The organism is Anatilimnocola floriformis (genome assembly GCF_024256385.1).
In the GTDB taxonomy this organism is placed as follows: Bacteria; Planctomycetota; Planctomycetia; order Pirellulales; family Pirellulaceae; genus Anatilimnocola; species Anatilimnocola floriformis.
The window spans coordinates 2808455-2834842 of sequence record NZ_JAMLFW010000001.1 but is presented as its reverse complement, the minus strand read 5'-3'; the positions used below and the strand labels follow the sequence as shown (position 1 = coordinate 2834842).

At 57.2% G+C, this 26388-nt stretch carries 21 protein-coding genes and 1 tRNA gene; 10 read left to right on the top strand and 12 right to left on the bottom strand.

Annotated features, from left to right (window positions below):
* Window positions 1-7 precede the first annotated feature (7 nt).
* Together M9Q49_RS10865 and M9Q49_RS10860 are read right to left on the bottom strand one after the other, a co-directional pair.
* Entirely contained in the window at window positions 8-1957 is a 1950-nt protein-coding gene (locus tag M9Q49_RS10865) for a hypothetical protein (RefSeq protein WP_254508765.1), read from the bottom strand.
* Window positions 1958-2025: 68 nt separating this feature from the next.
* Window positions 2026-3315, bottom strand: coding sequence for a hypothetical protein (locus M9Q49_RS10860; RefSeq protein WP_254508764.1), 1290 nt, complete (start codon window positions 3313-3315; stop codon window positions 2026-2028).
* Between the two features lie 193 nt (window positions 3316-3508).
* On the opposite strand from M9Q49_RS10860, the gene M9Q49_RS10855 reads away from it, so the two are divergent.
* The 6 genes from M9Q49_RS10855 to M9Q49_RS10830 all read left to right on the top strand — a co-directional run bounded on the left by M9Q49_RS10855 (window position 3509) and on the right by M9Q49_RS10830 (window position 10367).
* Window positions 3509-4390, top strand: coding sequence for a sterol desaturase family protein (locus tag M9Q49_RS10855; protein ID WP_254508763.1), 882 nt, complete (start codon window positions 3509-3511; stop codon window positions 4388-4390).
* A gap of 133 nt (window positions 4391-4523) precedes the next feature.
* Entirely contained in the window at window positions 4524-5018 is a 495-nt protein-coding gene (locus tag M9Q49_RS10850) for an RNA polymerase sigma factor (protein ID WP_254508762.1), read from the top strand.
* The gene (locus M9Q49_RS10845; RefSeq protein ID WP_254508761.1) at window positions 5000-5530 is read left to right on the top strand and encodes a hypothetical protein; all 531 of its coding nucleotides are present in this window, start codon (window positions 5000-5002) and stop codon (window positions 5528-5530) included. The genes M9Q49_RS10850 and M9Q49_RS10845 overlap by 19 nt, the downstream gene beginning before the upstream one ends.
* A gap of 30 nt (window positions 5531-5560) precedes the next feature.
* Window positions 5561-7033, top strand: a complete 1473-nt coding sequence (locus M9Q49_RS10840; RefSeq protein ID WP_254508760.1) for a hypothetical protein — start codon at window positions 5561-5563, stop codon at window positions 7031-7033.
* Window positions 7034-7070: 37 nt separating this feature from the next.
* On the top strand, window positions 7071-8606 hold the full coding sequence (locus tag M9Q49_RS10835) for a DUF1559 family PulG-like putative transporter (protein ID WP_254508759.1): 1536 nt from the start codon (window positions 7071-7073) through the stop codon (window positions 8604-8606).
* A gap of 414 nt (window positions 8607-9020) precedes the next feature.
* The gene (locus M9Q49_RS10830; protein ID WP_254508758.1) at window positions 9021-10367 is read left to right on the top strand and encodes a hypothetical protein; all 1347 of its coding nucleotides are present in this window, start codon (window positions 9021-9023) and stop codon (window positions 10365-10367) included.
* A gap of 59 nt (window positions 10368-10426) precedes the next feature.
* On the opposite strand, the gene M9Q49_RS10825 is transcribed toward M9Q49_RS10830, so the two are convergent.
* A complete protein-coding gene (locus tag M9Q49_RS10825) occupies window positions 10427-11440 on the bottom strand; it encodes a hypothetical protein (RefSeq protein ID WP_254508757.1) in 1014 nt (337 codons plus the stop codon).
* Between the two features lie 513 nt (window positions 11441-11953).
* On the opposite strand from M9Q49_RS10825, the gene M9Q49_RS10820 reads away from it, so the two are divergent.
* Both M9Q49_RS10820 and M9Q49_RS10815 read left to right on the top strand, forming a co-directional pair.
* Entirely contained in the window at window positions 11954-12571 is a 618-nt protein-coding gene (locus tag M9Q49_RS10820) for a hypothetical protein (protein ID WP_254508756.1), read from the top strand.
* On the top strand, window positions 12535-13149 hold the full coding sequence (locus M9Q49_RS10815) for an HK97 family phage prohead protease (protein WP_254508755.1): 615 nt from the start codon (window positions 12535-12537) through the stop codon (window positions 13147-13149). Before M9Q49_RS10820 ends, M9Q49_RS10815 begins: the two co-directional genes overlap by 37 nt.
* Window positions 13150-13338: 189 nt before the next feature.
* Here M9Q49_RS10815 and M9Q49_RS10810 read toward each other — a convergent pair whose 3' ends face one another.
* From M9Q49_RS10810 to M9Q49_RS10800, 3 genes are all read right to left on the bottom strand, one after another.
* Window positions 13339-13641 carry a hypothetical protein gene (locus M9Q49_RS10810; RefSeq protein ID WP_254508754.1) on the bottom strand — a complete coding sequence of 101 codons (303 nt, stop codon included), beginning with the start codon at window positions 13639-13641 and terminating at the stop codon, window positions 13339-13341.
* Window positions 13642-13850: 209 nt separating this feature from the next.
* A tRNA-Ala gene (locus M9Q49_RS10805) sits at window positions 13851-13923 on the bottom strand.
* 344 nt (window positions 13924-14267) lie between these two features.
* Window positions 14268-14696 (bottom strand): hypothetical protein, encoded by a 429-nt coding sequence (locus M9Q49_RS10800; RefSeq protein ID WP_254508753.1) that lies wholly within the window; start codon window positions 14694-14696, stop codon window positions 14268-14270.
* 205 nt (window positions 14697-14901) lie between these two features.
* On the opposite strand from M9Q49_RS10800, the gene M9Q49_RS10795 reads away from it, so the two are divergent.
* Window positions 14902-15825, top strand: coding sequence for a hypothetical protein (locus M9Q49_RS10795; protein WP_254508752.1), 924 nt, complete (start codon window positions 14902-14904; stop codon window positions 15823-15825).
* A gap of 613 nt (window positions 15826-16438) precedes the next feature.
* Window positions 16439-17572, top strand: a complete 1134-nt coding sequence (locus M9Q49_RS10790) for a hypothetical protein (protein WP_254508751.1) — start codon at window positions 16439-16441, stop codon at window positions 17570-17572.
* 22 nt (window positions 17573-17594) lie between these two features.
* Here M9Q49_RS10790 and M9Q49_RS10785 read toward each other — a convergent pair whose 3' ends face one another.
* From M9Q49_RS10785 to M9Q49_RS10760, 6 genes are all read right to left on the bottom strand, one after another.
* Window positions 17595-17897: a carboxymuconolactone decarboxylase family protein gene (locus M9Q49_RS10785; protein WP_254508750.1), complete on the bottom strand. Its 303-nt coding sequence runs from the start codon at window positions 17895-17897 to the stop codon at window positions 17595-17597.
* Window positions 17898-17958: 61 nt separating this feature from the next.
* Window positions 17959-19062 carry an HD domain-containing protein gene (locus M9Q49_RS10780; RefSeq protein ID WP_254508749.1) on the bottom strand — a complete coding sequence of 368 codons (1104 nt, stop codon included), beginning with the start codon at window positions 19060-19062 and terminating at the stop codon, window positions 17959-17961.
* Between the two features lie 205 nt (window positions 19063-19267).
* Window positions 19268-20488: a protein-L-isoaspartate(D-aspartate) O-methyltransferase gene (locus tag M9Q49_RS10775; RefSeq protein WP_254508748.1), complete on the bottom strand. Its 1221-nt coding sequence runs from the start codon at window positions 20486-20488 to the stop codon at window positions 19268-19270.
* Window positions 20489-20506: 18 nt separating this feature from the next.
* A complete protein-coding gene (locus M9Q49_RS10770; protein WP_254508747.1) occupies window positions 20507-21652 on the bottom strand; it encodes a serine/threonine-protein kinase in 1146 nt (381 codons plus the stop codon).
* A gap of 143 nt (window positions 21653-21795) precedes the next feature.
* Complete coding sequence (locus M9Q49_RS10765; protein ID WP_254508746.1) at window positions 21796-23484, bottom strand: serine/threonine-protein kinase; 1689 nt, start codon at window positions 23482-23484, stop codon at window positions 21796-21798.
* Between the two features lie 85 nt (window positions 23485-23569).
* A complete protein-coding gene (locus tag M9Q49_RS10760) occupies window positions 23570-26212 on the bottom strand; it encodes a hypothetical protein (RefSeq protein WP_254508745.1) in 2643 nt (880 codons plus the stop codon).
* Window positions 26213-26388 lie beyond the last annotated feature (176 nt).

Genomic DNA, 26388 nt, shown 5'->3' with positions numbered 1-26388 from the left:
TGAGTTGCTAATTCGCCGTCATCCGCACAAACTCATCGCGGATTTTTGCCCCGGTTGCGATCTTCCAAGTCTGCTCGCTCACACCGGCCGGGAGTTTTTGTTCGGCGGTTTTGAGTTCGCCATTTTCTCGCCAACCGTAAGTGATCAGCAGCGGACCGTTTTTTTCAGCCGCGCGGCAGATGCCATACAGCTGCGCATCGATCAAGCCAGTCTTGTAACCGCCGGCATAGAGCGTCACTCGGACGAGTGCTTTCCCCGAATTCTTGTTCGGCCTCTTTGCCGAACCGGCCAACCAACCGCTGGAGAATTCGTTGTCCTTGGGAATCTCGGCCTTGGCGAATGTTTGCCAAGTCTGGCCATCGTCCCACGAAACATCAAGGCGATAGTCGTGTTGTTCCGGTGGCGGAACACGCACCTGATAACGGATGGCCGCACGAACCTCCTCGAGCGAGCTCCCCTCATAAGTGACCGGAAAAACGACACTCGCTGGCTTGTTATTGGTGGTCTCGTACGCCAATCGCGAGTTCGCGCCACGCCCGCGATAAGCGAGATTGCTGCTCCGCATCTCGGTGCGTTCGAAACGTTTGGTCTCTTCTTCGGGGAGCGAAAAATCGGGCAATTGCTCGAGAACCGCCTGGTTCGTGGCTCGATAGTTCACCGTGCTTCCCTGGGGTTTCAGCCTGGGATAGATCGCCTGGTTGATTTGCGTCGTGGTCGTAAATTTCAAATCCTTCACGCCGCTCTCTGGTCCGTCCCAAGCGACGGCTAATCTCCAGCCGTATTCCCCTTTCACATACTCCGTCAGGTCGAGCGGAAACGTGACGTGATCGAGTTGCTTGGTGCCGCGAGCGGTCGTAATCTTGATCAACACATCGCCAGTCGCATCCCCTTCCACCACGAAGCCGTTGGTCGCTTTGCCGGTCATGGGATTGGCGTCGTCTTCGGGATCGCCGCAAATCACATATGGCGACCAGTGTCTAAACTCAATCTCTGGCAGCACGTGATCCTTTCCCCAATCGCGTCCTTTCCTGGGAGGCAAGATTTCGCTCGGATCAGGCTGCCAAACAAATTCTCCATTGCAATACGCAGCGTTGCCGCGGGCGTTGTGATCCTTGCCATCATGCCGTGGTTCGCCGTTGTTGGCGAAGGTCCAATCACGCACGGGCCCGTTTTTCAAGTTGTGCCAGAAGCGGCGCTTCGTTGGGCCGCCGTAATGATCGGGGTCGAACCAACGAGTGAAGGTTTCGCCTTTGCGCAGGTTCACAATGCCCGGCTGGCATTCGTAGCCGCCGTTGTACATGGCGAACCACTTGTTCGGGTTCTTCGCCACTTCTTGCCAACCGGATTTCATCGATTGAAAATCGCTGGGCCAGGCGAATGGATAGTGCGGAAACGGCGGCTTCACCGAAGTGGCCAGCGACGGATCGGCAATGATGTCGGCATAACCGGCGACAACGCCGTCTTTGCGAAAGAGAAGTCCGGCCATATCGGTGTCGAACGCATGCCAGGCGTCGCCGTAGAGGATCTCGCTATTGGCGTGCCCGGGAAACGCTCTTCGTCGCGCGTTGAAGCCAGCAGCCTTCCAATAGGGCTCGTTCCACGCATGCACGGTGCCGCACAAGCCATATCCGTATGAAAACCGTGCGCGGGCAGCGTCGTAGACAATCAGATCTTCCTGCGTCTTCGCCGCATCGGCCTGCTTGCCGGGGACGCAATTCTCTTGCGGCGACAGCAGGTGCCACTGATGCGTCAGCAGCCAGTTGTAGATGGCGAGGGCTTTCTCTTGGTCAGTAAGTTTCTGGTCGCCGAGGGCAAACTTCACGCAGTCCGTAGCCGTTTGAAAGGCGCCCTCGCCAGCGTACTGCGGATGATCGGTTCGCAGCGTGGGATCGCCAACCTGACCATGAGCCACAGCCGACAAACTGCCAAAGAAAAAAAGGAACAAGATGCAGCGCATGAGCGATCGCCTTCCGTTAGAAGCGTGAATCGCCGCATCATAGCCGCACACCGCAGCAAAAACACCAACTACTGCCGTTTGAAGTCCGGATGGGTCGCCTCCAAGATGGCCAGCACATTGGCCCGATCAGACTCCGACAGGTGCTGAAATTTTTTGCCGGGCGCTGCCATCGTGAGGACTTCCTTCATCCGCTTCACGACATATTCCTTTGCCGGCTGCGGCAGAGTGAGAAAGCTCGAAGAGTAAATGAGGTAGCTGCATGGATACTTGAACATCCGCCGTGTGAGATCAAGCTCGCGCAAAGACCGCCCTCGGTCATCGCGCGGGCCGGCCTTGATGAAGTCCGCGGCGAACTCGCTCGTGCCGCTGATTTTTTCTGTTAGCGGCGTCTCTTCACTGAAGAGGAGACATTCAACGAGTGGTTCACAGGCGCTTTTGATTCGACTCTTCGTACTATCGCGCAAGTCTGCTGAGTTCTCTTTCAATTGCTCGCTCAAGGCCTTATCGAAGTAGAGTGCCTGCTCGGTAGCAAAGCGGGCGTGCGTGAGCTGGTTGTGAACGAGAGCCTGATGCTCGAGCACCATCAGCGCAACGATGTCGCTGTGCGGCGTGAGATAGTTTTCGGTTGCCAGCCATTTGCTCAGGTCGGTCACATTTTGACCAGCGGAGTTATCGGCTGCTTCGGGCCGGTCGCGACCGCGAACGATCAAATTGCCCAAGTGTTTCTGTTCGCCGTGCGTTCCTGTTACGTACCAGCCGCCCCAGCGCTGTTCGAAAGGGCTGGTGTGATCGGTGCGATAGGAACCCGATGCGAGAATGGGCAAACCTTGCGGGTCACTGTAGACGGATCGAACCACATGACTCGGGACTCGCAACGAGGTCGACATGCCGTGGCAAATCAGGCAGCTGTCGGTTTGCCGCACGAAGCGCGGCGGCGGCTGATCGTCTTGAGCCAACGTGTAGAACACCGCGCCGAGTTGATCGTCAGCCGTGGAGATTTCCAGGACATCGCCGTCGTGGCAATAGCCAACGTAAACATCGTCGCTGAAATAGATGGCGCGCGGAGTTCGCGGCGCAATTCGTTGCCGTTGCAAACTGGTCTTCGAAAAGACAAGCATTTGTGAAGATCGCGGCACCTTCAGGACGTCGAGCAGCGCCGGCAAATAGCCCTGCTTTTCGTCGTAGTTCAGCTTCTGCCTGCCCTGCTTGATCTGTTCGATCAAACGTGAAACGCGATTGTCTGGCTGGCGTTTGCTGTAGGCGATCGGTTCTTGCTCAAAATCTTGTGCAGTCGTTGCCGCCGAACCGACGATGACGATTGCCAACGAAACGAAACTGAGCAGTCGCGAGTGAAACATTCCGGCCCCTTCACGGCTTCTTCACGAGACAAATTGGATTTTAGTGTCTTATTTTGCGAAGGGCGAGCAGCAGGGCCAAAAACTGTCACCCCCGAATTCGCGATTGTCTGATTCCGCCGAACGGCATACCATTTGCAAATCTCCGACAAGCAGGGATTCAGCTCGTCACTAAAATTGTACTGCCATGGATGCGATGACGCTTCTAATTGAGTTCGCGATAATCTTCGCGATCGTGCTCGTTCTGGGCTATTTGGCACCAGCGGGCGCGTACTACTGGCTGTTTCACGTTCACGCCGAAGACCGTCACCTCGACCCGATCCAACATCGGCGCCCGACGGCGAAAGACATCCGCCGCGAAGTGCAACTCTCGATCAGCACGGTTGTGATCTTTTCGGTGATGGCCACGGCTCTCTACGAACTTTACAAAGCGGGCTACACAAACATCTATTGGAATCTGCGTGATTACCCGTACGGGTTCTTGTTTGTGAGTGTATTCGCAGCACTCGCAGTTCATGACACTTGGTTTTACTGGACGCACCGCTTCATGCACTGGCGGCCCGTCTTCAAGTACACGCACTTGGGCCACCATCGCTCGGTGAGTCCCACGCCCTGGGCGATCTATGCGTTTCAACCTGCCGAAGCGTTCCTGCAATTTTTGGGAATTGCCGTCGTCATCATGATTGTGCCGCTCCATCCGCTGGGAATGCTTCTCTTCTTTTGGATCGACGCGCAGGTGAACACGGCAGGCCATACCGGCTATGAACTCGTGCCGCGATTCATCAGGCAAAGCCCTTGGTTTCAGGGCTGCAATACGGTCACGCATCACGATCTGCACCACACCCACCCCAACAAAAACTTCGGTTCGTTCTTCAACGTGTGGGATCGCTGGATGGGAACCTATCTGCCAGACGAAGCGGCGGAAAATCACGGCGTCGTTAAACCAGTTCCAGCGGAAGTGGCCGAACACGACCGAAAGACAGCCAAGCCGTCGCGATCATTCCGCGAACAACTGGGCGGTTTGGTTCCGCAACTTTTTGCCGAGCGGCAATCGCGGTCGGACCATCGCACTGCCTAAGAAGATGTACTCTCACATAGCTGCCCGCTATTTTCTAAGATTCTCTTAGAATTTCTCCGCCGGGCGGAAAAAATGAGGTCGGCGCGCGTCATGGTGACAATCGCCGACGCTCGTACCTCTTCTCACTCTCGCCATGAACCCCGCTGCCGATCCGGAATATCTTGGTCGCTTGCTGGACGAGCATGGGGGAGTGTTGTCGCTGTACGCCAGCCAGTGGACCGACGCCGCCGACGATTGCGTGCAAGAAGCACTGCTGGAACTCGTTCGCCAGCGTGAGTTGCCTGCGAATGTGCCAGCTTGGCTGTTTCGCGTCACTCGCAATCGGGCGATCGCGCGAGCCCGCGCCCGGCAGCGCCGCAAACGACACGAGACTGCGGCCAGCCGCGATGTCGCCTTCGAGGTCAAAGGCCGCGAACCGGAATGGTCGACCGCCGATGTCACGGCTGCCCTTGAGCAGATCGATGGCGATCTGCGGGAAGTGGTGGTCGCGCGCGTCTGGGGAAATCTGGGATTCGAGGAAATCGCTGAGTTGATCGGCACGAGTTTGAGCACTGCACATCGACGTTACGAAGCGGGGCTGCAAGCTCTGCGCACACAATTGGGTGTTCCATGGACAGCAAAGAAATAAATCAACCCGCTGACTCGCTGGAAAAGTCGTTGCAACAATTCACGCCGCGGGCGAATCTCGACCGCGATCGGCTAATGTTCCTGGCCGGCCGCGAATCGGAACGGCCGTCGCAATCAAGCACACGCGCCGCCTGGCTGTGGCCCGCCTCCACTTTTGCCATGACCGGTTTGGCCGCCTGCTTTGCGATCGCGCTTGGTTTGCAACTGGCCCAGCCGCCGCGCGAGCGGATTGTCGTCCGCGAAATTCACGTGCCTCAGCCGGCAGCTGAGACCACCGCCGCAACGCCGCCAGTGCCGGTGATCGCGCAGGCAAAATCCAACAATGCTTCGCCGTTCCCGTCTTCATTTCCCGCCAGCGGGTTGCTGCAGATGCGCAACATGGCATTGCGGTTCGGGGTCGACGCCATTCCTAGCGAACACGCGACCAGCACTTCGGCCGGTCAACCTTTGTCACCGATCGAGCCTTGGCAACAGTTGCGCGAGTCGCCGCAAAATCCCGACTCATCTCTTTGATTTCATTCTTTCCTCATTCTGGTTCTTCTCATGAATATCGCACGCGTCCTTGTGGCTGCGTTGTGCTTGCACTGCGCAGGCTTCGTCTTTGCTGACGAAGCCGAGCCCGATCCGAACAAACCGCAGCGGATCGAAATGAACATTACCGCCGCTGCCGAACCGCGGCCGGCGCTGAAGTACAGCCTCGAGATCGGTCTGCGTGAGCGCGTCCCGGGCAATGCGGCGCAGTTTTATTACCGGGCGCTCATGGCTCGGCGGTTCGTTCCCGATACGCACTGGAAGCAGTTCGATGAGAATGACAAGGCCTGGCTCGAAGAACCGCTCGACGACAAAAAACTTGCCGCGATGAAAGAGTGGCTCAATCCGCTCGGCACCACGCTTGGCGAGTTGAAGACGGCCGTCTATCGCGAGCACTGCGATTGGGACCTGCAGCTCCAGGGGTTGAAAGGGACCAGTGTCATCAGCTTTCTCCTGCCGGAGATGCAAGACGCGCGCACCCTAGCTCGCGTACTGCGACTGAAAGCCCGCATTGAAATCGCCGAGCGGCGTTACGACGATGCGATCGAAACGCTTCGCTGGGGTTATCGCCTGGCCCACGATTGTGCCGAACAGCCGCTGCTGATCAGCAACCTGGTGGGAATTGCCATCTCGGCCATTATGACCGAGCAGTTGACTGAGCTGATTAAAGCTCCCGGCGCACCGAATATGTATTGGGCCATCGCCACCCTGCCGCAGCCGCTGGTCGATGTGCGGCGAGCCCTCGAATTTGAACGGGGCTTTCCCGAACAGATTTTTCCCTTCCTCAAGGATGCCGAAACCGTCGATCGTTCGCCACAGGAATGGCAGCGCGTGTTGGAGGAAACAGTCAACGAGATCGGCAAGCTCTCGAACGACATGCAACTCACCAACGCCCAAACGCCAAATTGGCTGCAGCACGCCGGCATGACATTGATGCTGGCGAAAGCCTATCCGCTCGCCAAGAAAGAACTCATCGAGCAAGGGATGGATCCGCAGCGTGTCGAAGCCATGTCGGTGGCCCAAGTCGTCGCAATTCAAACGGCCCGCAAAACCCGTGAAGCCTACGACGATGTCTACAAGGTCACGCTCCTTCCTTATCCCGAAAGTTTGAAGATGGCCGTACGCGTCGATGAGTCGCTAAAGGGACGCATGTCGGCGACCGTGTTCTTCGGCACGCAGGGACTGCCGATTGCCCAGATGTTGCTGCCCGGCACACTGCAGGTGAAACGAGCCGAGATCCGCAGCCCACGGCAGTTCGCCGCGCTGCAAGCCATCGAAGCAATCCGCATGCACGCGGCGACGAACGGCAAACTTCCGGCCACGCTCGCCGAAATCACGGTCGTCCCCGTGCCGCTCAATCCCATCACTCGCGAACCTTACCCTTATCAAGTCAAAGACAACGAAGCCGTTCTCGAGATTCCGCTGCTCGCCGATGAGCAGCCTCGCAATGCCGGCAAACGATACGTGATTCGCCTCGTCAAATGACTTCATCAGCCTCTTCCATAACCTAAGGACATTCGTCATGCACAAGTGGCTCTCTGTTTTCCTGTTCCTGATACCGACGATTCTTACAGCGCAAGAATCACCGCTCGCTCCCGTGGCTCCACTGCTCGATTCCCAGACCTGCGCTGTATTGCGAGTGGACCTCGGCAAGATCGATGCCGCCGCTGCGCTGCAGTTCTTAGCCAATGTTGTCGGCGAAGGTCATGCCGCCGACGAGATCAAAGCGACTGCTCCGAAGGCGCAAGGCTTTCTCGCCACGTTGCGGGAGTATGGTGCCCAAGACGCCTATGTCATCCTCAGCCTGGCCGACTTTCCAGAGAGTCCGCCGCCGATCGTACTCACCCTTAAGCCGGCAGCCAGCAATGAGGATTTACTTGCCACGCATCTCAAGCCACTGACGGTTGCCCCTTACGATCATCGACTGCGACAGAAGAACCTGCTCATCTTCGGTTCGGCGCGCACGATCGAACGCGTGCGCGAAAACAAGCCGGTCGAACGTCCCGACCTGGCAGCCGCGATGACAAACGTGGCCAGCGCGCCCGTGCAAATTGCCGCGGCCATTCCCGCCGATGTGCAGCGTGTAGTACGTGAACTTGTCGGCAAGCTGCCGCCCGAAGTTGGTGGTGGACAAGGACAGGATCTGCTCGATGCTTTGCAATGGATGAGCGTCGCGCTCGAGCCGCCGCCGAAGCTGAGTTTGAAATGGACCATTCAATCGAAGACCGAAGCGGCTGCTGCCGGATTGCGGCCACGGATTCTCGCCGGCATCAACCTGGCCGGCGACCAGGCGAAGCTGAAAGAGCTGATGCCCGATTTCGCCGAACTCGCCATCCGACTGACTCCAGCCGTGAAAGGCGATCGCCTGGAACTGAATCTCGCTGGCGCCGACATCGAGCCCCTCGTCAAGCAGCTGCAAGCCGGACCGCTCAAGCTCATGCGATCAGCGGCGGGCCAGGCGCAATCGATGAACAACTTGAAGCAGATCGCGCTGGCGATGCATAACTATGCCGATGCCAACGGCAAGTTCCCCGGTGCGGCGTCGCTGAGCAAAGACGGCAAGCCGCTACTCTCCTGGCGAGTTCACATTCTGCCTTTCGTTGAACAGGAGGCGCTGTTCAAGGAGTTTCACCTCGACGAGCCATGGGACAGCGAACACAACCGCAAACTGATCCCCTTCATGCCGGAGATTTATCTCGATCCCGTGCATCCAGAGATCGCCGTAGTAGGCAAAACAATCTACGCCGTGCCGGTCGGCGAGAAGTCGGCGTTCTCGGTTCCGGGAGGCATCAAGTTTGCGAGCATTGTCGACGGCACGAGCAACACGATCATGACCGTCACGCTACCCGCCGAGTCTGCCGTGATCTGGACCAAGCCCGACGATTGGAACTTCGATCCCAAAGATCCTGCGGCTGGTTTGCTCGACGGCAAACGAACAAAGTTCCTCACCGCATTTTGCGACGGCAGCGTCCGCACACTCCCTGCGACGATCGATCGCAAAGATCTCCGCCGCCTGGTGCAAATGAACGACGGCGAAGTGATTGATAACCGTTACTAAGCAAGTGCGATTACCGGGAGGGCGAAGCAGCTTCGCCCTCTCGCCCTTTGCTTCCGCAAGTTTACCGCTCGGGAAAACTCTACCGTCTGTAGCAAACGCGCGCTCTCAACTCGATTCCTGTTCTACGGAAAAACCTACTTGCGCTTCGAAATCCGTGAGCGCGCGTCGTACGGACGCCGCCGAAAGCGCGCGGGAATCCTCAAGTGCTGGCAAATGCTGTCCTAGGGCTAGCACCGCGCGACTTGTTTCTTCTCGTTTGACGCAAGACAGCCACCCGATAGCACCCGTGATGCCAGCGTGACTGCGCCAGCACTGCGACTCTAACCGCTCCAGGTAGTCGCAGTTGTCAGCCATTCACTCTCTGCGGCAGCGCAATCGGATTCTGCTATCTCAGGTTCAAGGAGGACCTCTCCCATGCAACGCGCGTGGCTGTATCGTCGTTTTATGTTGCCTCTCGCTGGCGTCGTTTGCTCGGCGGGCCTGAGCCTGGGTGTGGAGTTGTTCCAGCCCCCGCGGCCACCTGTCGATACCGACGGCGTGGAACTCGATAGTCGCGCTCGCCGATCACCGCAACCGGTGACCATCGAACCGCTGTCGGCAGCGCCCACGGTGCACTCTCCCGTCGATGAAGATCTCGATGGGCGCGACAACATTGTCTATCAACCGAACTCGTCGATCCCATTCCCGCCGCAGCGGCGCGAGCCCATACCTATCCCGCCGCCAGATCCGATGCCGATAATCGAATCGCCGCTGGCCGTTTATCCTGAATCGCTGCCGCCGGTCTATGCGCCTGGCTGTGCGATGGGCATTGCGCCCACTTGCGCACAAGGCGTGTATGACGAAGGCGTGTACACTGCGAGCCCTAGTTGCGGCGCCTACGACAACGGCAACGCTTGCGGTGTAACCGAACAAGTGTGCGGATGCAGTTGCGTTCCGAACTGGACGATTCGCGCCGAAGCCATCATCTGGGATCGGGCGGGAAGCACCAGCGTGCCTCTCATCGCTGCTCCGGTCGCGGTGAACTCTGCCGATCTGGATGGCGGCTGGCGCGCCGGGCCGCGGCTGACGGCGATCAAGCACGGCATTTTCGATAGCTGCTGGGATCTCGAAGTTTCGTACTTCGGCATCAACGGCTGGAGCGGGACGCAGACGGTGGCCGGCGCCACGACTTATCTCACCACTCCGCCGCTCGTGTTTGCAGCCGCGCCCTTGCAAATGACTTACACCTCGGAGTTGCAAAACTTCGAAGTGAACGGCCGTCGCGCCTACAACGACTGGGTGACTTGGTTCGTCGGCTTCCGCGCGCTGAACGTTGATGAACTCCTCACGGCCAGCGTCAACGCCGGCGCTTCGACGCACACGGTGGCGACTCGCAACCGCTTGTATGGCGGCCAGGTTGGTCTCGATGCGGTGCTGTTCGATGGCGATTGCTGGTACGTGAACGCCGTCGGCAAGGCAGGCATCTATAGCAACTCGGGCGAGCAGGTGACGCAGACCGCGGGCTTCCCTGGTGCTCAGGCGCTGATCAATTTCAACGGCAATCAAACGTCGTTCGTCGGCCAGCTCGGCTTCAATGCCAACCGCCGCTTGACCGATCGGTTGACATTTGTCGCAGGCTATAACCTGCTGTGGGTCACCGGCCTGGCCCTCGCGCCAAACCAGCTCGCGGCCACCAACGTGAACACCGGCGCCGGTGCCCTCAGCACCAACGGCACGATGTTCTACCACGGTGTGAACGTGGGTTTGGAATACGCCTGGTAGTTGTATCGCGAAATAGAAACTGCTGAATAAAAGCGGCCGGTAAATTCGCCGGCCCTGGTCTAGCCATCAATCAGCAGGATCGGTTCTCGTATTTCGTCGCTGAAAAATGTCAGCATATGCTCGGGCCACAGAATGTATTCGGGCCAGTTGAGTGAATCCCGGTCCAAACTCCTGCCATCACCATGCTGCGAATTGAGCGCCGCGCTGAGGAACTCTCCGATTAGCTCCACAGTCGCATCGACTCCATGTATTGCCGGGATGGTTACAGCTGGCGGGTGAGAGTTGCCCGCCAACAAAATGTGAATGATGTTCTTGTGGTGCTTTTGCGTTCTGAGAATGAACTGGCCCACGTCAAACTGCTTCGCTCGGTTGGGACTAAACGTGAGCTTGTAGGCCACCCCCTGCAGTGAACCCTTGGCGTAGTTCTTGTGCGTCAGTAGTTGCAAGGTTGCGTTCATATGCGGATTGTCCCGGAGGTGTCCGGGTTCATACAGCCAATCCGCCGGAGTCAGCATTTCGATGCCATAGCCAATCTTGGGCCAAGCCGCTTTTAACTTCTCAAAGATAGGTTCGTCAGCGTGGTCTCGCGGATGCTTGCCTTCGCAATATCGGCAGCAGAACCGCTTGATACCGTCCTCCATATCTTCCATGAAGAGTGCAAGACGCTTTACATCGTTCCGGTGAGGCTCGCGGAAATGTGCAATGCGATTACGAATCGTTTTCACCTCTTCCATACGAACGACTGTATTTTTCTCCGGCGGGAAATATGGCTCGAATAACGGCCAATTTGCCGGGTCGGACATTACGGACCAAATTTCTCCAAACGTCAAATAAGAGATACCCTCTTGATGCGACGTGGCCATGTGGTGAAGAGTCTTGTCGCTTGAAAGCGACTTGGGCGGCCACTTGCTGACCTTTGATTTGATCGGCGTTTCCCAATCGATGCGCGCTGCCTTCAACTCAACGTAGGCCATCGTTCGGAACCAAGTTTCCAGCTGCCACAGCATTCGATAGAGCGGCGTGGTTGCTGGTGGGACTGGTTCGTATTTCCATTCGGCAGGCGTGTCGGTCATTGGCAGGTTGCTCGCTTGGGTTGATAAGTCAACGACGCGATTGTCCGGCAATAAGTTCGCGAGCAACCAAGATACCTGCGGCGCGAACCTTTGCTAGGCTGTTCGTTACTTTCTTGGATAGATAGCAAGGGAATCGAATGAGTATTGACCCGCTAGAATCACCGCTTCATGCAGGAATCGCTGGCGTCGACTTGCCCTCGGACGAATTCGACTTTGGTGAAGGAATCGTATTGCGGCGAACCTACTGCCATGTTTTCGCGCCCTTCATGGCTGCTTTTGCTCCGGCCCCGCCGGGCGGATATCATCCTGCGCCTTGGAAAGCTGTCAGCGGCGGGTTGAGTATCGACGTGGCGGCGGAATTGTTCGTGCCGGTTGAGTTCAAGCCGAGCGAGTGGTTCGACCGACTGAATACGGTTTGGTGGTTTGCTGCCCTCACTCGCCTAGTCGGGAACCCGTGCGCAATTGTTCCTGTGATTGCCAGTCACTCGTTTTCGGAGATTGCTTCAATGAACGGTGAGCCGACGTTCTGGACTGTGGAAGCAAACCGAACTCACGCTCAAGCTGGTGGATGATCCTGACACGCACTCAATCGAGTTTGACCGCAGCAGCATGTTTACCAACAACCCGGAATTCAGATCGACCGTCATCAACGAATGGAAGCAAGGGGCCATCAACTATCTGGAAATGCGTTACAAGCTTGGCGAATCCACCGACGAACCGGAACCGGCTCCAGCTTCTCCGGCCCCGGTGGTTGGAAGTGATCCTGCCCAGGATGGAAGTCAAGCGGAAGATGTCCAACGTAGCGAACCAGTAGAACCATCACCAACGTTCTACGGCGCTGACCCGGTTCCGGTGGCCGATCTCCAGGAAGCCAATCACAAAGCCAAGCAACTCTTGCTAGCGACGTTGCAACGTTTGCAACGAAGGATTGTCAAAGCGATTGAAGCAGGCAACACCGACTTGTCAGAACACGAAGCAGTCATCAGGGAGTCATTGCCAACATTCAACGTAGAAGAAACCATCACGCAACTAAATACATTGCAAGCGGAAGTCAAAGCGGTTTTGCCTGAGCAACGCAAAGAGGTAATCGAGAAATGGGATACGACATCAATAATGAATCAGCTGCCCTAAAGTGGTTGACAACGGAAGAGACACCTATCCTTCGCTCCGAAGGAGAGAAGCAATTCATCGAAGGTTACGCAGTCTTGTTCTATGACAAAGCTAACCCCGGCTCCGAATATCATCTTGGCGGCAACTGCTATGAAAGGGTGAATGCGGACTCATTCGATGAATGTCTTCTGCGTGGTGATAATGTTGTTTCATGGGTTGACCACAACAAAGATTGGCAACTCGGCGAAACTAAGGATGCCACGCTCTTTCTCAGGAAAGATCCAAAAGGAATCCATTACTCGATTCCAATTGATCCAACCTACGTTGACCATGTCAAAGCAGTGCAATATCAGCGGCGTGGAAAACTCAAAGGCTCCAGCTTTAAAGCTATGGTCCGCTCCATTGTAAAGCGGGATGGTGACAAATATATCAGGACGTTGACCAAAGCCACACAACTCTATGAACTTGGCCCGGTGTTTCAGCCATGCTATCCCGGCACTTCGGCTGAATTGTTGCTGCGTGCGGAAGTAGACGCAGCGGAAAGAACTCGACAACAGATAGACCGTTGGAAAGAAATATCACAACGGATTGCTAAATAAGTGCAGCCCGATGGCGGGAGTCATGTTTGCAGTTTGGATGTCACGATCATACATAACTAAACGTAACAACGTATAAGGAGCAACATGTCGGTATCAGACAGAATTGGTTTAGGTTTTACTTTCTCATTCGTGCCAGTTGGTGGTGGTTCGCCCATCGTCTTGTCATTGCTTGACCCCGGCATGAGCGAATCAAACAGCAAGGCGACTGCTCCGGTGAGCAGGCTCGGCGATAGATATGATTCCTTCCTTGGCGGTTCGGTAGATCCGGGCGACTTGAATCTTAGTGTGGCATTCCACCCGGCAACCACCGGAGAATTCCACGTAGTCCTCTACCTGCTCCTTGACAGTTTCCGTTTTCCCTAGCCCTGCGGTGCCGATGACAATCAGGAAGTTGAACTTCCCATCGGCGAACCGGCGAACGTCTTCCCGGAACTCTTTGTAGGTGTGGATGGTGACTGCGTGCTTTGGTTTCTCTGAGACGTACTTGGCCATGCGAACTCTCCAGGGGCGGGAAGATGAACAACACGCCACACTGGCCGGTGTCCGTTAGTTCGCCCTTTCATGGTTTCCGCATCCCTTGGAAACGCCAATAGCAGGTGCATCGGAATGTTCACGCAGATTCCAAAGCAGCCGGATTTCTGGACAACCCTAGCGGGGGAAGCCAACGAAAAAAGCCACGGTGTTTACCGTGGCTTTCAAAGTGGACGTGATGGGGGTCGAACCCACTACCTTCCGATTGCGAACCGGATGCTCTCCCAAATGAGCTACACGCCCAAACTTCATTCCTGATTCTGTACTGGAATCTGTACAAAGGCAATCTGTACAAAGGCAATCTGTACAAAGGCAATCTGTACAAAGGCAATCTGTACAAAGGCAATCTGTACAAAGGCAATCTGTACAACCCCGGTGTTGAGTTCACCGCATGATTCACGGTGTGGAATTCACTTTGGAATCTGTACAGATTTCATTGCGAACGCAGCGCTCTCCCAACTGAGCTACCGCCCCAACGGTTGTGCGCTCAACTATAGCACACGCTAGTGAGTGACGGAAGAAGGGAAAGGTTCGCCTTTGCAGAGGCAAAGACGCGACTATTCCCGAAGCGTGACTATTCCGAAGAGCTACTTCTTCGTCCCCATCAAGCTGTACTCCGCATACTTCGGCTTGCCGTCTTCGCCTTGCTTGCCCCAGCGCATCTGGCCGACTACTTCCTTGCCGTCTTTGCCACTGAAGGTGAGTTGGTATTCGCTCTTGCCGTGCTTTTCGTCGTTCAGCAGAGCAAGGACCAGCGTCTTTCCCTTTTGAACTTTCACCGTACACTCGACCGGATCGAAGCCGTACTTGGTGTTGACCTCGGTGCTGAGTTTTCCGTCCTTGATCGTGATCGTGTCCGGATAGGCTTCGGTCGTCCCCTTGAGGCTGTTGCCCGGTGCGGGCTTGAGTTGCACGGACCATTCTCCCTCGGGAGCTTTCGGTCCGGCAGCGTGTGCGGTGCAGACGGCGATAAATAGAGTGCAGATAGCGACCAAGCCGATCAAAGTGCGAGCCATTGACGTTCCCCTGTGACTGGAACGCTCCGGTACCAACTGGCTGCCTTTGGCTGTGGATGGGAGCAGAATATCTGCGTGATCGTACCGCAGGCAGAATGCGATTGGCAAGGATTGCGTTTGCCGACGAACAACCCGGCGCTGGCTGCGAGTACGATGGAGCAAAGAATCTGGCTCGTTGCCAGGAACGGGATGAACGGAGCTATCGATGAGTTGGAAACCGCTGCGAAACGTCGTTATCCCCTGGATGGCGTCGTTGGAAAGCTTGCTGCAGCAGGTTCCGCTGCCGACATTCACTGGCGACATGCTGTGGGTTGCGACCGACTACAGCTTTGATAATTCCAAGTCGGATTTTCAGACCGTGGGGCTCTTGCTGGCCGACCCGGCGAGCATGGGCGATTGGTACCAGCAGCGCAATGCGGTGCGGCAACGATACCTGCGTGATCTGCGGAGCATGAGTTGGAAAAAACTCCCCGGCGACAAACAACGCGAAGCTGCGTTCTTTCCCTTTTTGGAAGCCGCAAGTCAGATCAACGGCCTGGCCATCACGTTGGCGTATCATCGAGACTCGGCATTCCAACTGCCAGCCGAAGGAGCAACTCGTTTTCGAGAAACATTGGGGCTAACCGCGAACTGGAAGCCGCAAACCTTCGAGAACATGTTCCGCGTCGCCTCCTGCACGGCTTTGCTGGTCGCGGGATTGTCGAACCCGGGCCAGGCGATTCACTGGTTGTCTGATGAAGACCCCGTTTTCGCCAACGCTTCGATCGAAAGCGACACGACTCGGCTATTCAACGCGCTGCTTCGCCTCTTTCAGCCTCATCCGATCGGAGAGGTGCGCTACAACACGACGAAAGATGGCGCGGAACAGTTACTTCAAGAAGACCTCGTGGCAGTTCCCGATTTGATGTGCGGGGCGACCTGTGAAGTGATTACGGCGATCAAGCGCGAGTATGTCGACCTGCCCGAAGTTGCGCTAAAACTTCCAGGAATTTCCGAACGGGCGCAGGCATTTCTGAATTGGTACGCCAGCGACTCGCTCAAACTCAAACGATATATCTGCACGTTCGAAGGGCGGGGCGAAGAGCCTTCTCGCGTTTGGGTTCTGCCGCCCAGCCTGCTCTCTACATAAATTCCAGATTCCAGATCCCAGAATTATGCCGGACCTAAGTTGTCCGCGCTGGTGTGTCTATATTGAGCTGGGTGATAGGTTCACGTTTACGCTAGTCGCGGAAGTGGAAGCGAAACGAGCAGGCGTTGTCTGTTCGAACTCAGTTGCGACCGCTCCGCTCAATGGTGATAAAGTGTGATATTGGAGCCCCGATATTGCAGCCGATTTTTGTCCTAAGATATTGCCTGGAAATGACTTGTGGATGAAATTGCCTTTCGCATCACCTGTTATATTCTGGGGGTATGAAAGGGGGGTTCAGGTTGTTCCAAAATTGTTGGCCACTGCACCACGGCTCGCAGGAGGCTCGCCATTTCGTCGCCCGCCGCAACAGCATCGCTGGCGTGAATGATTACCGCAAAACATAAGCTTAAGCGTTAGCTGCTGTGTTGAATTGATAGTAGTCTTGCACCAATACATGTCAGCACGGATTTTGATGTATTGATGGACATGTTGTCGTACGGTTGTCAGCCGGTTGCCCACTTGTTCTAGGATCGAACTTTCGTCCTGCCAATCTACTGGTCCTGCCATGCAGTGTTTCTGCATTGTTCGGTTCTTACAGAGAAAGGCCTCTTCCATGCGACGTTCTCGATTCTTGCAAGTGGAAAACTTGGAGCAACGGCAAGTGTTGGCTGGAAACGTGACGGTTTCGTTGTCGGGGGGCAACGTAACGGTCACTGGAGATGCTGCCGGCAACAACATCTCGATCTATCAACAACCGAACGGGCTGTTCAACATCATCGCCAACGATGGCGAAGTGATTACCGGCCCCGCAACCGATTTGAACATTCGCAATCTCACCGTAAACATGGGAGATGGTAATGATGAAGTGCGCATCGGCGCGCAAACGAACCTGCCGTTTCCTGGAGCGCAGGCGCATATCCCGGGCTCAACTCGAGTGAACGGCGGCACCGGCGCGAATCAAATCCTTGTGGCGATCGATGGCGGTTGGGACGGTACGCAATCGCTTCCTGCTGCGTCGATCACGGTCGACACATCGCCGACCGCGGCCACGGATGTTGCCGGTGCGCTCGATGACTACATCGTCGTCGGCAACAGCTCGGCTGCGGCGATCACGGTGCGTTCCGGCGCTGGCAACGACAATCTGCAGATCGGCGGATTGAAAGCGCAGATCCTGACGATTGACACCGGGCCGGATACCACAACCGGTGGCATGACCGATGACGATGAGATGGTCCTGTCGGTCAATAAGGTTGCGATCGGGAATGTTTCGCTGGGCGGCGGAGCGAATCGCCTTTCAACGTTCTCGAACCTATGGGGTTCGTTCGCAGTGACTGCCGGCGACGGTGACGACAACGTTTCGGCGACTGGTACGCAGGTGGCCACCAATCTGTCGATCAACACGAATGGCGGCAAGGATCTGGTATTTCTCGACGAGGTCTCGACAGGCAACAGCCCCGAACTTACGGCGGCATTTCCGCTGTTGGGCCTGCTGCCGAACTTGCCCGGCAGAATCCAGATCTCGTCGGGCGCGGGTGACGACACGGTCTACGCGATGCGGCTCAAGTCGGCGTTCATCAACGTCGCGCTCAATGGCGGCGACGACACGCTGTATGCGCGCGATGTCGACGCCGTCTATTCGCTCTGGAACGGCGGCGCGGGGCACGACGGCAAGTACAGTGACGCCATCGAAGGAACGCAATCCTTCGTGTCGTTTGAAGAAGAGCTGCCGAGCCCCTTTCCCAATTAGGCCCAGCGATTTGCGACGCTAGTTATTCCAACAAATGCGTCGCGTGAGTAACAGCGCCGCCAGCGCGAATCGCGGCGGCGACCAACGAAGCCTCGGCCAGTTCGGCTTCGGTAGCGCCGGCCTTCTTGGCGCGATCACCGTGGATTTCAATGCAATAAGGGCATTGCGTCGTCACGGCCACTGCCACCGCGATCAACTCTTTGTACTTGGCCGGAATCGCGCCGTCTTTGAACGCTGCTTCGTCGAAGGCGAGAAAACCCTTCCAGGCTTCCGGGGCTAATTGGCCGATCTTCTTCAGTTTTTTGAGGTTGGCTTTGTCGTACATGGTGAATCTCCGGAGGAAGATAAAAGGCTACTGAGAGCCACCATTGTACGCATTGTTTGCCTTAGCCAAACGTCGCGCCGAGTTCGCGAATGTAGTCGAGCGCTTCTTCGAGCTCCGGCGCTTGCGCGCCGGGTTGCCGACCGGCGCGGTCGCATTGGGCTAGGACCAAGAGATCGTCGTAGTCTTCGGATTCTTTCAGGCGTCGATGAGCTCGCTGGCCGAGGGTGCCGTCGAGAGCTTGCTGGGCGTCCATGTGATGCTCGATTAACCACCGCGTGCGTGGTGTGATGAAACCGTCGAGCGCTTCCAGTCCGGCGCGGACGTGGTCGTGTGGATCAATCCCCTTGCCGATGTCGTGCAGCAGCGCGGCGAGAAGGCATTCCTCATCGTAGGGTCGTTCGTCGCGCATATGGTCGAAGACCTGCAAGCTGTGATAGAGGGCTTCGCCTTCGGGGTGATACTTCAAGTTCTGCTTTACATTTTCCAGCGGCAGCAGCAGGCTTTGATAGACTTGAAACCGATCGGGCCGATCGGCGGCGCTTTGCACGGCTTCGTTGATGTCGAGTTCGGGATATTCTCGTTCGAGGAACTGCTCGAGTTCGTTGATGCTCGTCCGTTCAATCGCAGAACCGGTGATCGAGCTTTTGAAAACGTAGTGGGCCTTGTCGCTCGGATACATCGTCAGCTCGAACGGAAAACGGTCTTGCACGTGGAAGTGCGTGAAGATCCGCTCTTCATTGTCCTTACGCACGTGCTTCCGTTCGACGTCGTAGATCAGCCCCTGTTCATCGAGAATGTGCGACACGCTTTCAATGCTGTCGCTGAAGACATGCAGGTCGATATCGCTACCAGCGCGGATGTGGCCGGTCAGCACGCTGCCGATCAGTCGCGGGCGGAAGCGCGCCAAGAGTCGCATCATGCGCAGGGCTTCGATCCGCATTTCGCGGAGATTGTCCGTGCGCCGATCTCCCTCGTGCAAGCGCGCAAGGGCTTGCACTTCGTCGCGGATTTCCGCGTTGCTGGGGAGATCGGCGGGTTTGACCCAACCTTGGCAGAGACGGTGAGCGGCCTTCTGCTTCGCGCGGAAGTATTCCGATTCTTCCCGCGAGTACATGAGACGAGCCGCTTCGAAGGTGATTTGCCTTCGCAGCTTGGAGCGTTGCATGGGCGTGAGCCGCGTTTCGGACGGCCCTGGTCGTTGTGCGAGGTAGGAGCCGCGGCCGCATCCGAGTAATTCGGAGGTCGCTGCTGTAATCTTAGACGCGACTCGGCCAAGAAAGGTTCGTTTGTTCAGAAGATTGAACGAAATAGTGGCAACTGCGTGCTGGCGAGGTGAGCGGCTTAGCGAAAAAAGGACCTCGAAGGCCTGCTTACTTCGGATCCACCTTCTTGAACTGAATCTTGTCGAACGAGGTCGTCCCGGTAGCCCCAAACATGCCGACGCGAAGAATCCCTTCGCGGGCGTTCTCCGGCACTTTGATCACCTTTTTGATTTCATGCCAGGCCGTGTCGCCAACCACAGGCCCGATCAGTTGATGGCCCAGTTCGCGGCGCTGCGAATCGTAAAGGGTCACCGCAATCAGCGGGGCTTCGTCTTTTTTCAGATCCGGCACGATGTCCTTCGTCGTGATCCAGGCTGACACCTCGAGATTCTTCACCTGCCGACCGTCGATGCCAAAGCCTTGCAAAATGTGAGCAGACAGGCCCGGCGTCGTGTTCTGCATCGTGATGGCGTGCTTCCCATCGGGAGCGTTCGACATCTCTTGCCAGGTGACTTGCTTCTCGTAATACCAGCCGGGCTGACCGCCCGATTCGAAGGCTTTCTCCTCAAAGCTGCCGTTGTCGACCTGCGGATTGGCTGGGTCGGGTTTCACCTGACGAGTGTCTTCGGCTTTGCCCGTCATTGGCACGAAGAGCGTCGGCAGCAGCGCTTCGCGCTCGAGTTTGCCGTCTTTCTTCCGCATCAAGTAGAGCGTCTGGCGAAAGCGTTCACCGACGGGGACCACAATCAGTCCACCCTCGCGGAGTTGATCGACGAGCGGCTGCGGCACTTCCTCGGGCGAGCAAGTGACAATCACCTTGTCGAACGGCGCGTGTTCGCTCCAGCCGAGGTAACCATCGCCGGCCTTGGTGATGACATTCTTGTAGCCCAGCCGCTCCAGCGTGCGCTTGGCAGATTTCGCCAGCGGCTCGACGATCTCGATCGAATAAACTTCTTTAACGAGCGGACTGAGCACGGCAGCTTGAAAGCCGCTACCGGTGCCGATCTCCAGCACTTTGTCGGTCGGTTTGGGATCGAGTGACTGCGTCATGTAGGCCACGATGAACGGCGACGAAATCGTCTGCTGATCGCCGATTGGAATGGCCATATCGAAATAGGCCTTCTGGCGGTGCTCGACCGCGACGAACTCATGCCGCGGAATTTGCCGGAAGACATCGAGCACCCGCTGGTCCTTGATGCCGCCGGCAACCAGCACTTTGTCGACCATCTGCTGGCGCATTTTTTCGAACTGGACCCGCGTTTGCGCAGAGGCAACGGCTTGGCTCAAGAACAGAACGGCAGCAGCGGCGAAGATTGACAAGCGTTGCATAACGGCAGGCTCCGGCGATTACCAGCTGGAAAGATTTTGGGCGACGTCGTGCGCTTCCATGCCCTTGAGTTCATCAAGCCACTCACGAATCTCGTTCGGATATTCGGCCGCGAGATCGCCGATGACCAGTTGCCGTTGAAAGGCAGCGGCGCCTTCCTTGAGCAGATCAGCCGCTTCGGCGCTGGGGAAACGACGAATGGGATCGGGCGCGATCATGCCGCGAATGAAACTCAGCAGCAGTTCGCAGCGGACCACTTCTTCGGGCAGAATTTCCGGCAAGCGGGCCGGCAGATTTCGGCGAACTTCGAGGAGTTGCCGAAGATCATTCACCCCGGCGACCGGCGAGCAACCGGCAAGCATTTCGATCAGTACATAACCGAGCGAACACAAGTCGCTCCGCGGCGTGCACTCGCGATTTTCGAGAACTTCGGGGGCCGCATAAGCCGGCGTGCAGGGGCGATACTTCGGTGGCGCGTTGTATTCGAAGGCGGAACCGATATCGATGATCTTCGCGATGCCCGTGCGCTTGAGCATGATGTTCGACGGCTTGATGTCGCCATGGACGATGCCGTGGCGATGGAGCGCCGCGAGACCACTAAGACAGTCGCGAATCACTGCGACTGCCATGCCGGGCTTCAGCCGCGGCTGCGTCGGGCCGGCGGTGAAGATCACTCGGTTGATGTATTCCCAGCGGCGTTGGCTGCTGCGATCGCGCATCCGCTCCCACATTCGCATCGTGAGCAGGTCTTGCAGGTCGTAGCCGTCGATCCATTCCATCACCAGCATGCGGATGCGGCGGCGATCGACAAAGTTATAGACGTAGAGAAGATTGTCGTGCTGAATCTGTGCGATCTGGGCCGATGACCGTGCGACGCGGGTCATCGCATCGTCGTAAGCAGCGGCATCATCGAAACGTTCGGGCGAAAAAATCTTCAGCGCGGCAGGGAGCGTAAATTCGTCGGTGCCGCGCAGTTGCGTGAGATACACCACACCCTGTCCGCCGGCGCCGAGTCGCTTGTTGAGATGCAGGTGCGAAGTCCAGTTGAGCCGCTGCTCGCTCACGATCTCTTGATACCGACTGATCAGTTCGTTCGGTTCTTTGGGGGTAATGTCCCCACCCTGCGTGATCGTGGGTGAGACTTCCTGCTCGGTCGTGGTCAGCATGGGCGCTCCGCTTCGCTCGATGATGAGACCTGCCGCATGCCATTGCGGCGTACTACTTTCAGTTTAGGTTGCAATGTCGTAATTCGCCAGTGCAGTGCTGTTCGTTGGATAGCCGGCTTGGGCGGCGTAGGTGGGAAATCCAACTACCAGCGTGGCCGGCGCTCTTCGTAATAATCGCGCAAGATACCGAGTCGCCAGACGTGATAACTGACGAAGAAGCCGGTTAGCGCGAGCGTAGCTTCGAGAAACACACCGTAATGCCACGGACCAGCGTCGTTGCGGAAAATTAATAACAGCGTGCTCGCTGCCATCGCGAGGAGCGTGGTGGCAATCACCACGCGCGTGTGAAAATACAAGCTGGCGGCGCAAACTAACACGTGATAGCCGCCAAAGAGCAAGCCGCGCGGCGCGACGACAAGACCGAGCAAGCCAGAAAGAAACGCGACATCCACGGCGCTCCAGAGCACGGCAGTCACTTCGCTGGCCAGTTGCCGTCGGGCAATGAGCTGCAGCACTCCGCTCGCACCGAGCCAGCAAAGAATGAGTAGACAGATCGGCCAGTGATAATCGAGGTCGCGGTCGGGATGGCCGATAAAAATGAATTGCGTCAGCAGAAGAATCAACGACAAGCCGATGATGTGCGCAGCGAAGACTGGTTCTCTGCGGCCCCAACGGCGAAGCTGATGAATGAGCGCGCCGCCACGGGCTTCGGGCGGTTCTTGTCGCAGGAAGCGGTCAAGATCTTCGGCTAGATCAGCGGCGGTTGTGTAGCGGTCGGCGGGGCGCTTTTCGAGGCACTTCAAACAAATCCATTCGAGCTCGCGCGGCACCGTCGCATTCAGCGAACGCAAGGGAGGCGGTTCGCTCTCGAGAACCTGCAGCAACACGTCCATCGGCGAGTCGGCAACAAACGGTGGCCGACCAGCGACCACCGCATACAAAATCGCCCCGAGCGAATAAATGTCTGCCGCAGCGTCGGCATCGTGCGGCCGGCCCGAGGCCTGTTCGGGCGACATGTAGCTCGGCGTGCCGAGGACTTGGCCAGTGGTCGTCAATCGGCTGTCGACATCCATTCGCCGCGCAAGGCCGAAATCGGTGATCTTGGGATCGAACCGCCCACTCGCATCGCGGGCGAGCAAAATATTCGCCGGTTTCAGATCGCGGTGAACGACGCCCTGCTCGTGAGCATACGCCACGGCGGCGGCGATGCGGCGAATCAATCGTGCAGCATCAGCTGCCGGCAAGGGTTCCTTGCGCGTCAGATCGGCGAGGCTGGTCCCTTCGACATAGCTCATCGAAAAATAGGGCATGCCGTCGACTTCGCCCGCTTCGTGAATCGGCACGATGCCGGGATGATCGAGCGCCGCCGCTGTTTGCGCCTCGGCGCGAAATCGCGAGAGATCACTTTCGTCGGCAAAGCGACCGGCCAGGATCATTTTCAAGGCGACCGTGCGATTGAGTCGCCTGTGCCGTGCTTTGTAGACGACCCCCATGCCGCCACGGCCAAGTTCCTCAAGCAATTCATAATCGCCGAACTGCGCAGGTTCGCGTAACTCACCGAGCACTGAAATTCGCGGAACATCGAGCGTGGATTGATCGATGTCGTTGCCGCCGTGGTCCCACCGCTGCACCAGATATTGCACCGATTGCCGTAGCGGTTCCGCAGTTGAGCGGAGCAATTCGTGAGCGTTGCAAAACTCCGCGAGTTCCCCGGCGACTGTCGGATACTTCGCCAGCAATTCGCTCAGCGTAATCGGCTGACCGCTCTCCTCTGCCTGCAGGAACTCGGCGAGCGCGAGTTCCAGTAGTTCGTCAGGCGGAGATGTAGTCATCAGTTTTCCTATTGTCGCCGAGCGATTGCTTTACCTCATATTCATCGTTCGCTCTGCAAACGATGAATATGAGAAAATGTACCATCTATCGCCAGTTCAGCACTTGAAACACTCCTTCCCTTTCGCTGATTTTCCTTGGTAGATCGCTCAGTCGTTCTCGGAATACACTCAGCGCCACACCACAGGCGAAGAGCAAACCGCCGCCAATGGCAAGGTAGAAACCGATGGCCACATTGGGGAAGTAGGCCAGCATGCCGATCAGCACGAGCAGGTATAAACCGAGCGCCCCACCGCCGACGATCACCGGCGACTTCAGCTGCCAGGCGTAGCCCGTGACGAGCATCAACACCGCAACAGTCAGCAAGCCCATCTCATCGTGCAGCGAGACCCGGTGCACTTCAAACCGGTAATACATTGCGGCACTGAACAGCGCGATCACCGGCAACACGCTGCCGAACCACAGTCCAAGCGTGATGTGATCGGTCTCTTCTTTTTCCCGTTCTACAAATCGCCCGATGTAGCTGGCGACCAGGAGCACCAAACCGACGACGACCGCAAATAACTCGGCCTTTTCCCATGCGGTGAGCGTGATCAACACGTTCAGCAGAATGAAGGCCAGTCCGGCGAGCACGATAGTGCACGTCGCATAAATACGCCGCCAGGCCGCGCTCGGTGCGAGAGCCACAGCAACCAATCCGGCCAGAGTCGTCAGCGCCATCGCACTGAGCAACTGCCAGCCGGCCTGCTGTGTTACGAGCCGCGACAAGGCTTGCAGAATCGCCGAGATAAAGGCCAGCGAGAGCAGACCATTCGCACTGTGCAATGCCGCGGTGGCGGTCGTGAACTCCTTGCTCTGCGGTGCTTCGCCCGCAACAGGAAACGTATCCCGCGGTTGAATCGCTCGCGCCACGGCCAGCACGATCAAACCCAGGCTGGCATAGGCCATGGTGTACCAGGCATCTGGCACGCCGTAGAAATTCGCCAGCTGCCACACCGCCGCACAGGATGCAGCCGTGGCAAGATAGATATTGACACTCTGCCGAAAGAATACGGCGTAGAGGACATAGAAGATGGCTGCTTCGCCAAAGACCAAGCCCAGCCAAAGGTTGTCCAGCGAGTTAAATACTGGTTCGACGAAGAGGTTCGTGTTTTGACCGACTCGAAAGAGAACCGTATTGAACAACACGTGCCAGAGAATTACTGCCGCGCCGACCTGGGCCGAGATCGCCACGGGATGTTCCCAGTTCCTACCTTTCCACAAGCGGGCCGCAGCGAGATATGCCATGGGCACGAGCATCACTAACGGCGCTTGCTGTGTCCACGAAGTGATGTGCAGACACCGAGCCAGACTGGCCGCAGCGATCAGCACGCTCGCCGCCGAGAAGAACACATGCGTTCCGGCAGCCCGTTGCGATTGCGGCTGCAACAACACACTCATAATTCGATTACAAACAGCAACGAAAATCATCGTGCCGAGAAACGCCCAGCCGGTCGGCCGATCCCAATTCAAATCGGCAGCGAGCAAACTGGTCGCCAGCACATGCTGACAGAGACCCGCGAGCACGGCGATTCCCGCAAGAATCATCGCCAGCGGCGGCAACCGCCGAGCAATCCCTTGATCGGCAGCATCTTTCCCCGTCTGATTCGCCAGCAGCGTAATGATCACCGCCGTGAGCGCGGGCATCGCAATCATCCACTCGGCATCCAAGTGATGGCCAATGATCGTCAATTCGGCGCCGATCAAGCAGCCGACCGCGGCATACAAATACCAACCGAGCCGCCGCACCGCGAGATCGCTGTAGACGTAAGCGTACGCGGCCGCCAGCCAGAGGCCACCCGCGAGCCAATCGTGCTGTGTCAGGTAATTGCCGAGCCACGGCGTGGCGAACCATTTTTGATCGGGCGCGAGAATGATTGCAAACAGCTGACTGCCGAGCAGCGACACAACTGCCGCGGCCAGTTGCACCTGCCCCGACCAGAACATCGGCAAGCCGAACCGCTTGCGACTGAATGTCTCTTCGGCGGGCGGAAAGACTCGTTCGCCGTGGATCGACACCAGCGCGAGGACCATAAAGATCACGCTGAGCCAGGTCGCGTCGGCCACCACACCTTGCTGACCAAGCAGCAGCACCGCCGTGAGCGTAATGCCCCCCTCAACGGCATACACAAACAGCGGATCCTTCAAGAGCAATACCGTCGCGATGTAAAGCGCCGAGCAGACCACGCCGCCGATCCAGAGTTGTCCTTCGAGCGTCAGTAAATCGTGAGCGTTGTAGAACCACAGGTTCAATGGCAACAACAAACAGCCGAGGAAGGCCAGCGATCGGCCAGCTGTTTTGAAACGCGTCTTCAAAGCCACGCCGCAGCCGGCAAAGTGCACCAGCAAACTCCCCGTCGTCAGCGTTGCCGCTACCACGAGTTTGTTTTCGAATAGCGTTGAGCTGACGAGCCACACGACCAGGCCCAGCACCATCAAACCGCCACCAAGGAGCAACATCCATTGAATGCTCCGAGGGTCGAGCAGCGCACTCAACATCCGCTGCGACCAATGCGGCACGGCTTCGGCCATGATTGGCTCTTCGGCCAGACGCTCTTGCTCTTGGCGTTTTAGCTCGGCCGTGGCCTGCGCGGACAAATCTCGGCCGCAGTTCAGGCACCGCGCCAACGCCGGCGGCGTATGCCGGGGAAGCGGCATATTCGTGCCGCAGGGACAATGTAGATCGGACATGAGGCATCCCCATTGATGGTGCGGCAGCCGCGTTCATGCAGCCACCTGGGGATCTGGAGCCTCTTTCAGGAGAAGTTTTGCGCGGAAATTTTGAAAATATTCGATTTCCTAACTCCCTCTCCTCGGTACTCCGGGGAGAGGGTTGGGGAGAGGGGCTGAATTACTAACAGCCTTTG

Coding starts and splice junctions, on each gene's coding strand:
- M9Q49_RS10795 (WP_254508752.1), top strand. CDS start 14,902: ATGAGTTGGAAACCGCTGCGAAACGTCGTTATCCCCTGGATGGCGTCG.
- M9Q49_RS10810 (WP_254508754.1), bottom strand. CDS start 13,641: ATGGCCAAGTACGTCTCAGAGAAACCAAAGCACGCAGTCACCATCCAC.
- M9Q49_RS10850 (WP_254508762.1), top strand. CDS start 4,524: ATGAACCCCGCTGCCGATCCGGAATATCTTGGTCGCTTGCTGGACGAG.
- M9Q49_RS10815 (WP_254508755.1), top strand. CDS start 12,535: ATGGGATACGACATCAATAATGAATCAGCTGCCCTAAAGTGGTTGACA.
- M9Q49_RS10860 (WP_254508764.1), bottom strand. CDS start 3,315: ATGTTTCACTCGCGACTGCTCAGTTTCGTTTCGTTGGCAATCGTCATC.
- M9Q49_RS10770 (WP_254508747.1), bottom strand. CDS start 21,652: ATGCTGACCACGACCGAGCAGGAAGTCTCACCCACGATCACGCAGGGT.
- M9Q49_RS10855 (WP_254508763.1), top strand. CDS start 3,509: ATGACGCTTCTAATTGAGTTCGCGATAATCTTCGCGATCGTGCTCGTT.
- M9Q49_RS10775 (WP_254508748.1), bottom strand. CDS start 20,488: ATGCAACGCTTGTCAATCTTCGCCGCTGCTGCCGTTCTGTTCTTGAGC.
- M9Q49_RS10760 (WP_254508745.1), bottom strand. CDS start 26,212: ATGTCCGATCTACATTGTCCCTGCGGCACGAATATGCCGCTTCCCCGG.
- M9Q49_RS10785 (WP_254508750.1), bottom strand. CDS start 17,897: ATGTACGACAAAGCCAACCTCAAAAAACTGAAGAAGATCGGCCAATTA.
- M9Q49_RS10835 (WP_254508759.1), top strand. CDS start 7,071: ATGCACAAGTGGCTCTCTGTTTTCCTGTTCCTGATACCGACGATTCTT.
- M9Q49_RS10865 (WP_254508765.1), bottom strand. CDS start 1,957: ATGCGCTGCATCTTGTTCCTTTTTTTCTTTGGCAGTTTGTCGGCTGTG.
- M9Q49_RS10765 (WP_254508746.1), bottom strand. CDS start 23,484: ATGACTACATCTCCGCCTGACGAACTACTGGAACTCGCGCTCGCCGAG.
- M9Q49_RS10830 (WP_254508758.1), top strand. CDS start 9,021: ATGCAACGCGCGTGGCTGTATCGTCGTTTTATGTTGCCTCTCGCTGGC.
- M9Q49_RS10825 (WP_254508757.1), bottom strand. CDS start 11,440: ATGACCGACACGCCTGCCGAATGGAAATACGAACCAGTCCCACCAGCA.
- M9Q49_RS10840 (WP_254508760.1), top strand. CDS start 5,561: ATGAATATCGCACGCGTCCTTGTGGCTGCGTTGTGCTTGCACTGCGCA.
- M9Q49_RS10780 (WP_254508749.1), bottom strand. CDS start 19,062: ATGCAACGCTCCAAGCTGCGAAGGCAAATCACCTTCGAAGCGGCTCGT.
- M9Q49_RS10800 (WP_254508753.1), bottom strand. CDS start 14,696: ATGGCTCGCACTTTGATCGGCTTGGTCGCTATCTGCACTCTATTTATC.
- M9Q49_RS10845 (WP_254508761.1), top strand. CDS start 5,000: ATGGACAGCAAAGAAATAAATCAACCCGCTGACTCGCTGGAAAAGTCG.
- M9Q49_RS10790 (WP_254508751.1), top strand. CDS start 16,439: ATGCGACGTTCTCGATTCTTGCAAGTGGAAAACTTGGAGCAACGGCAA.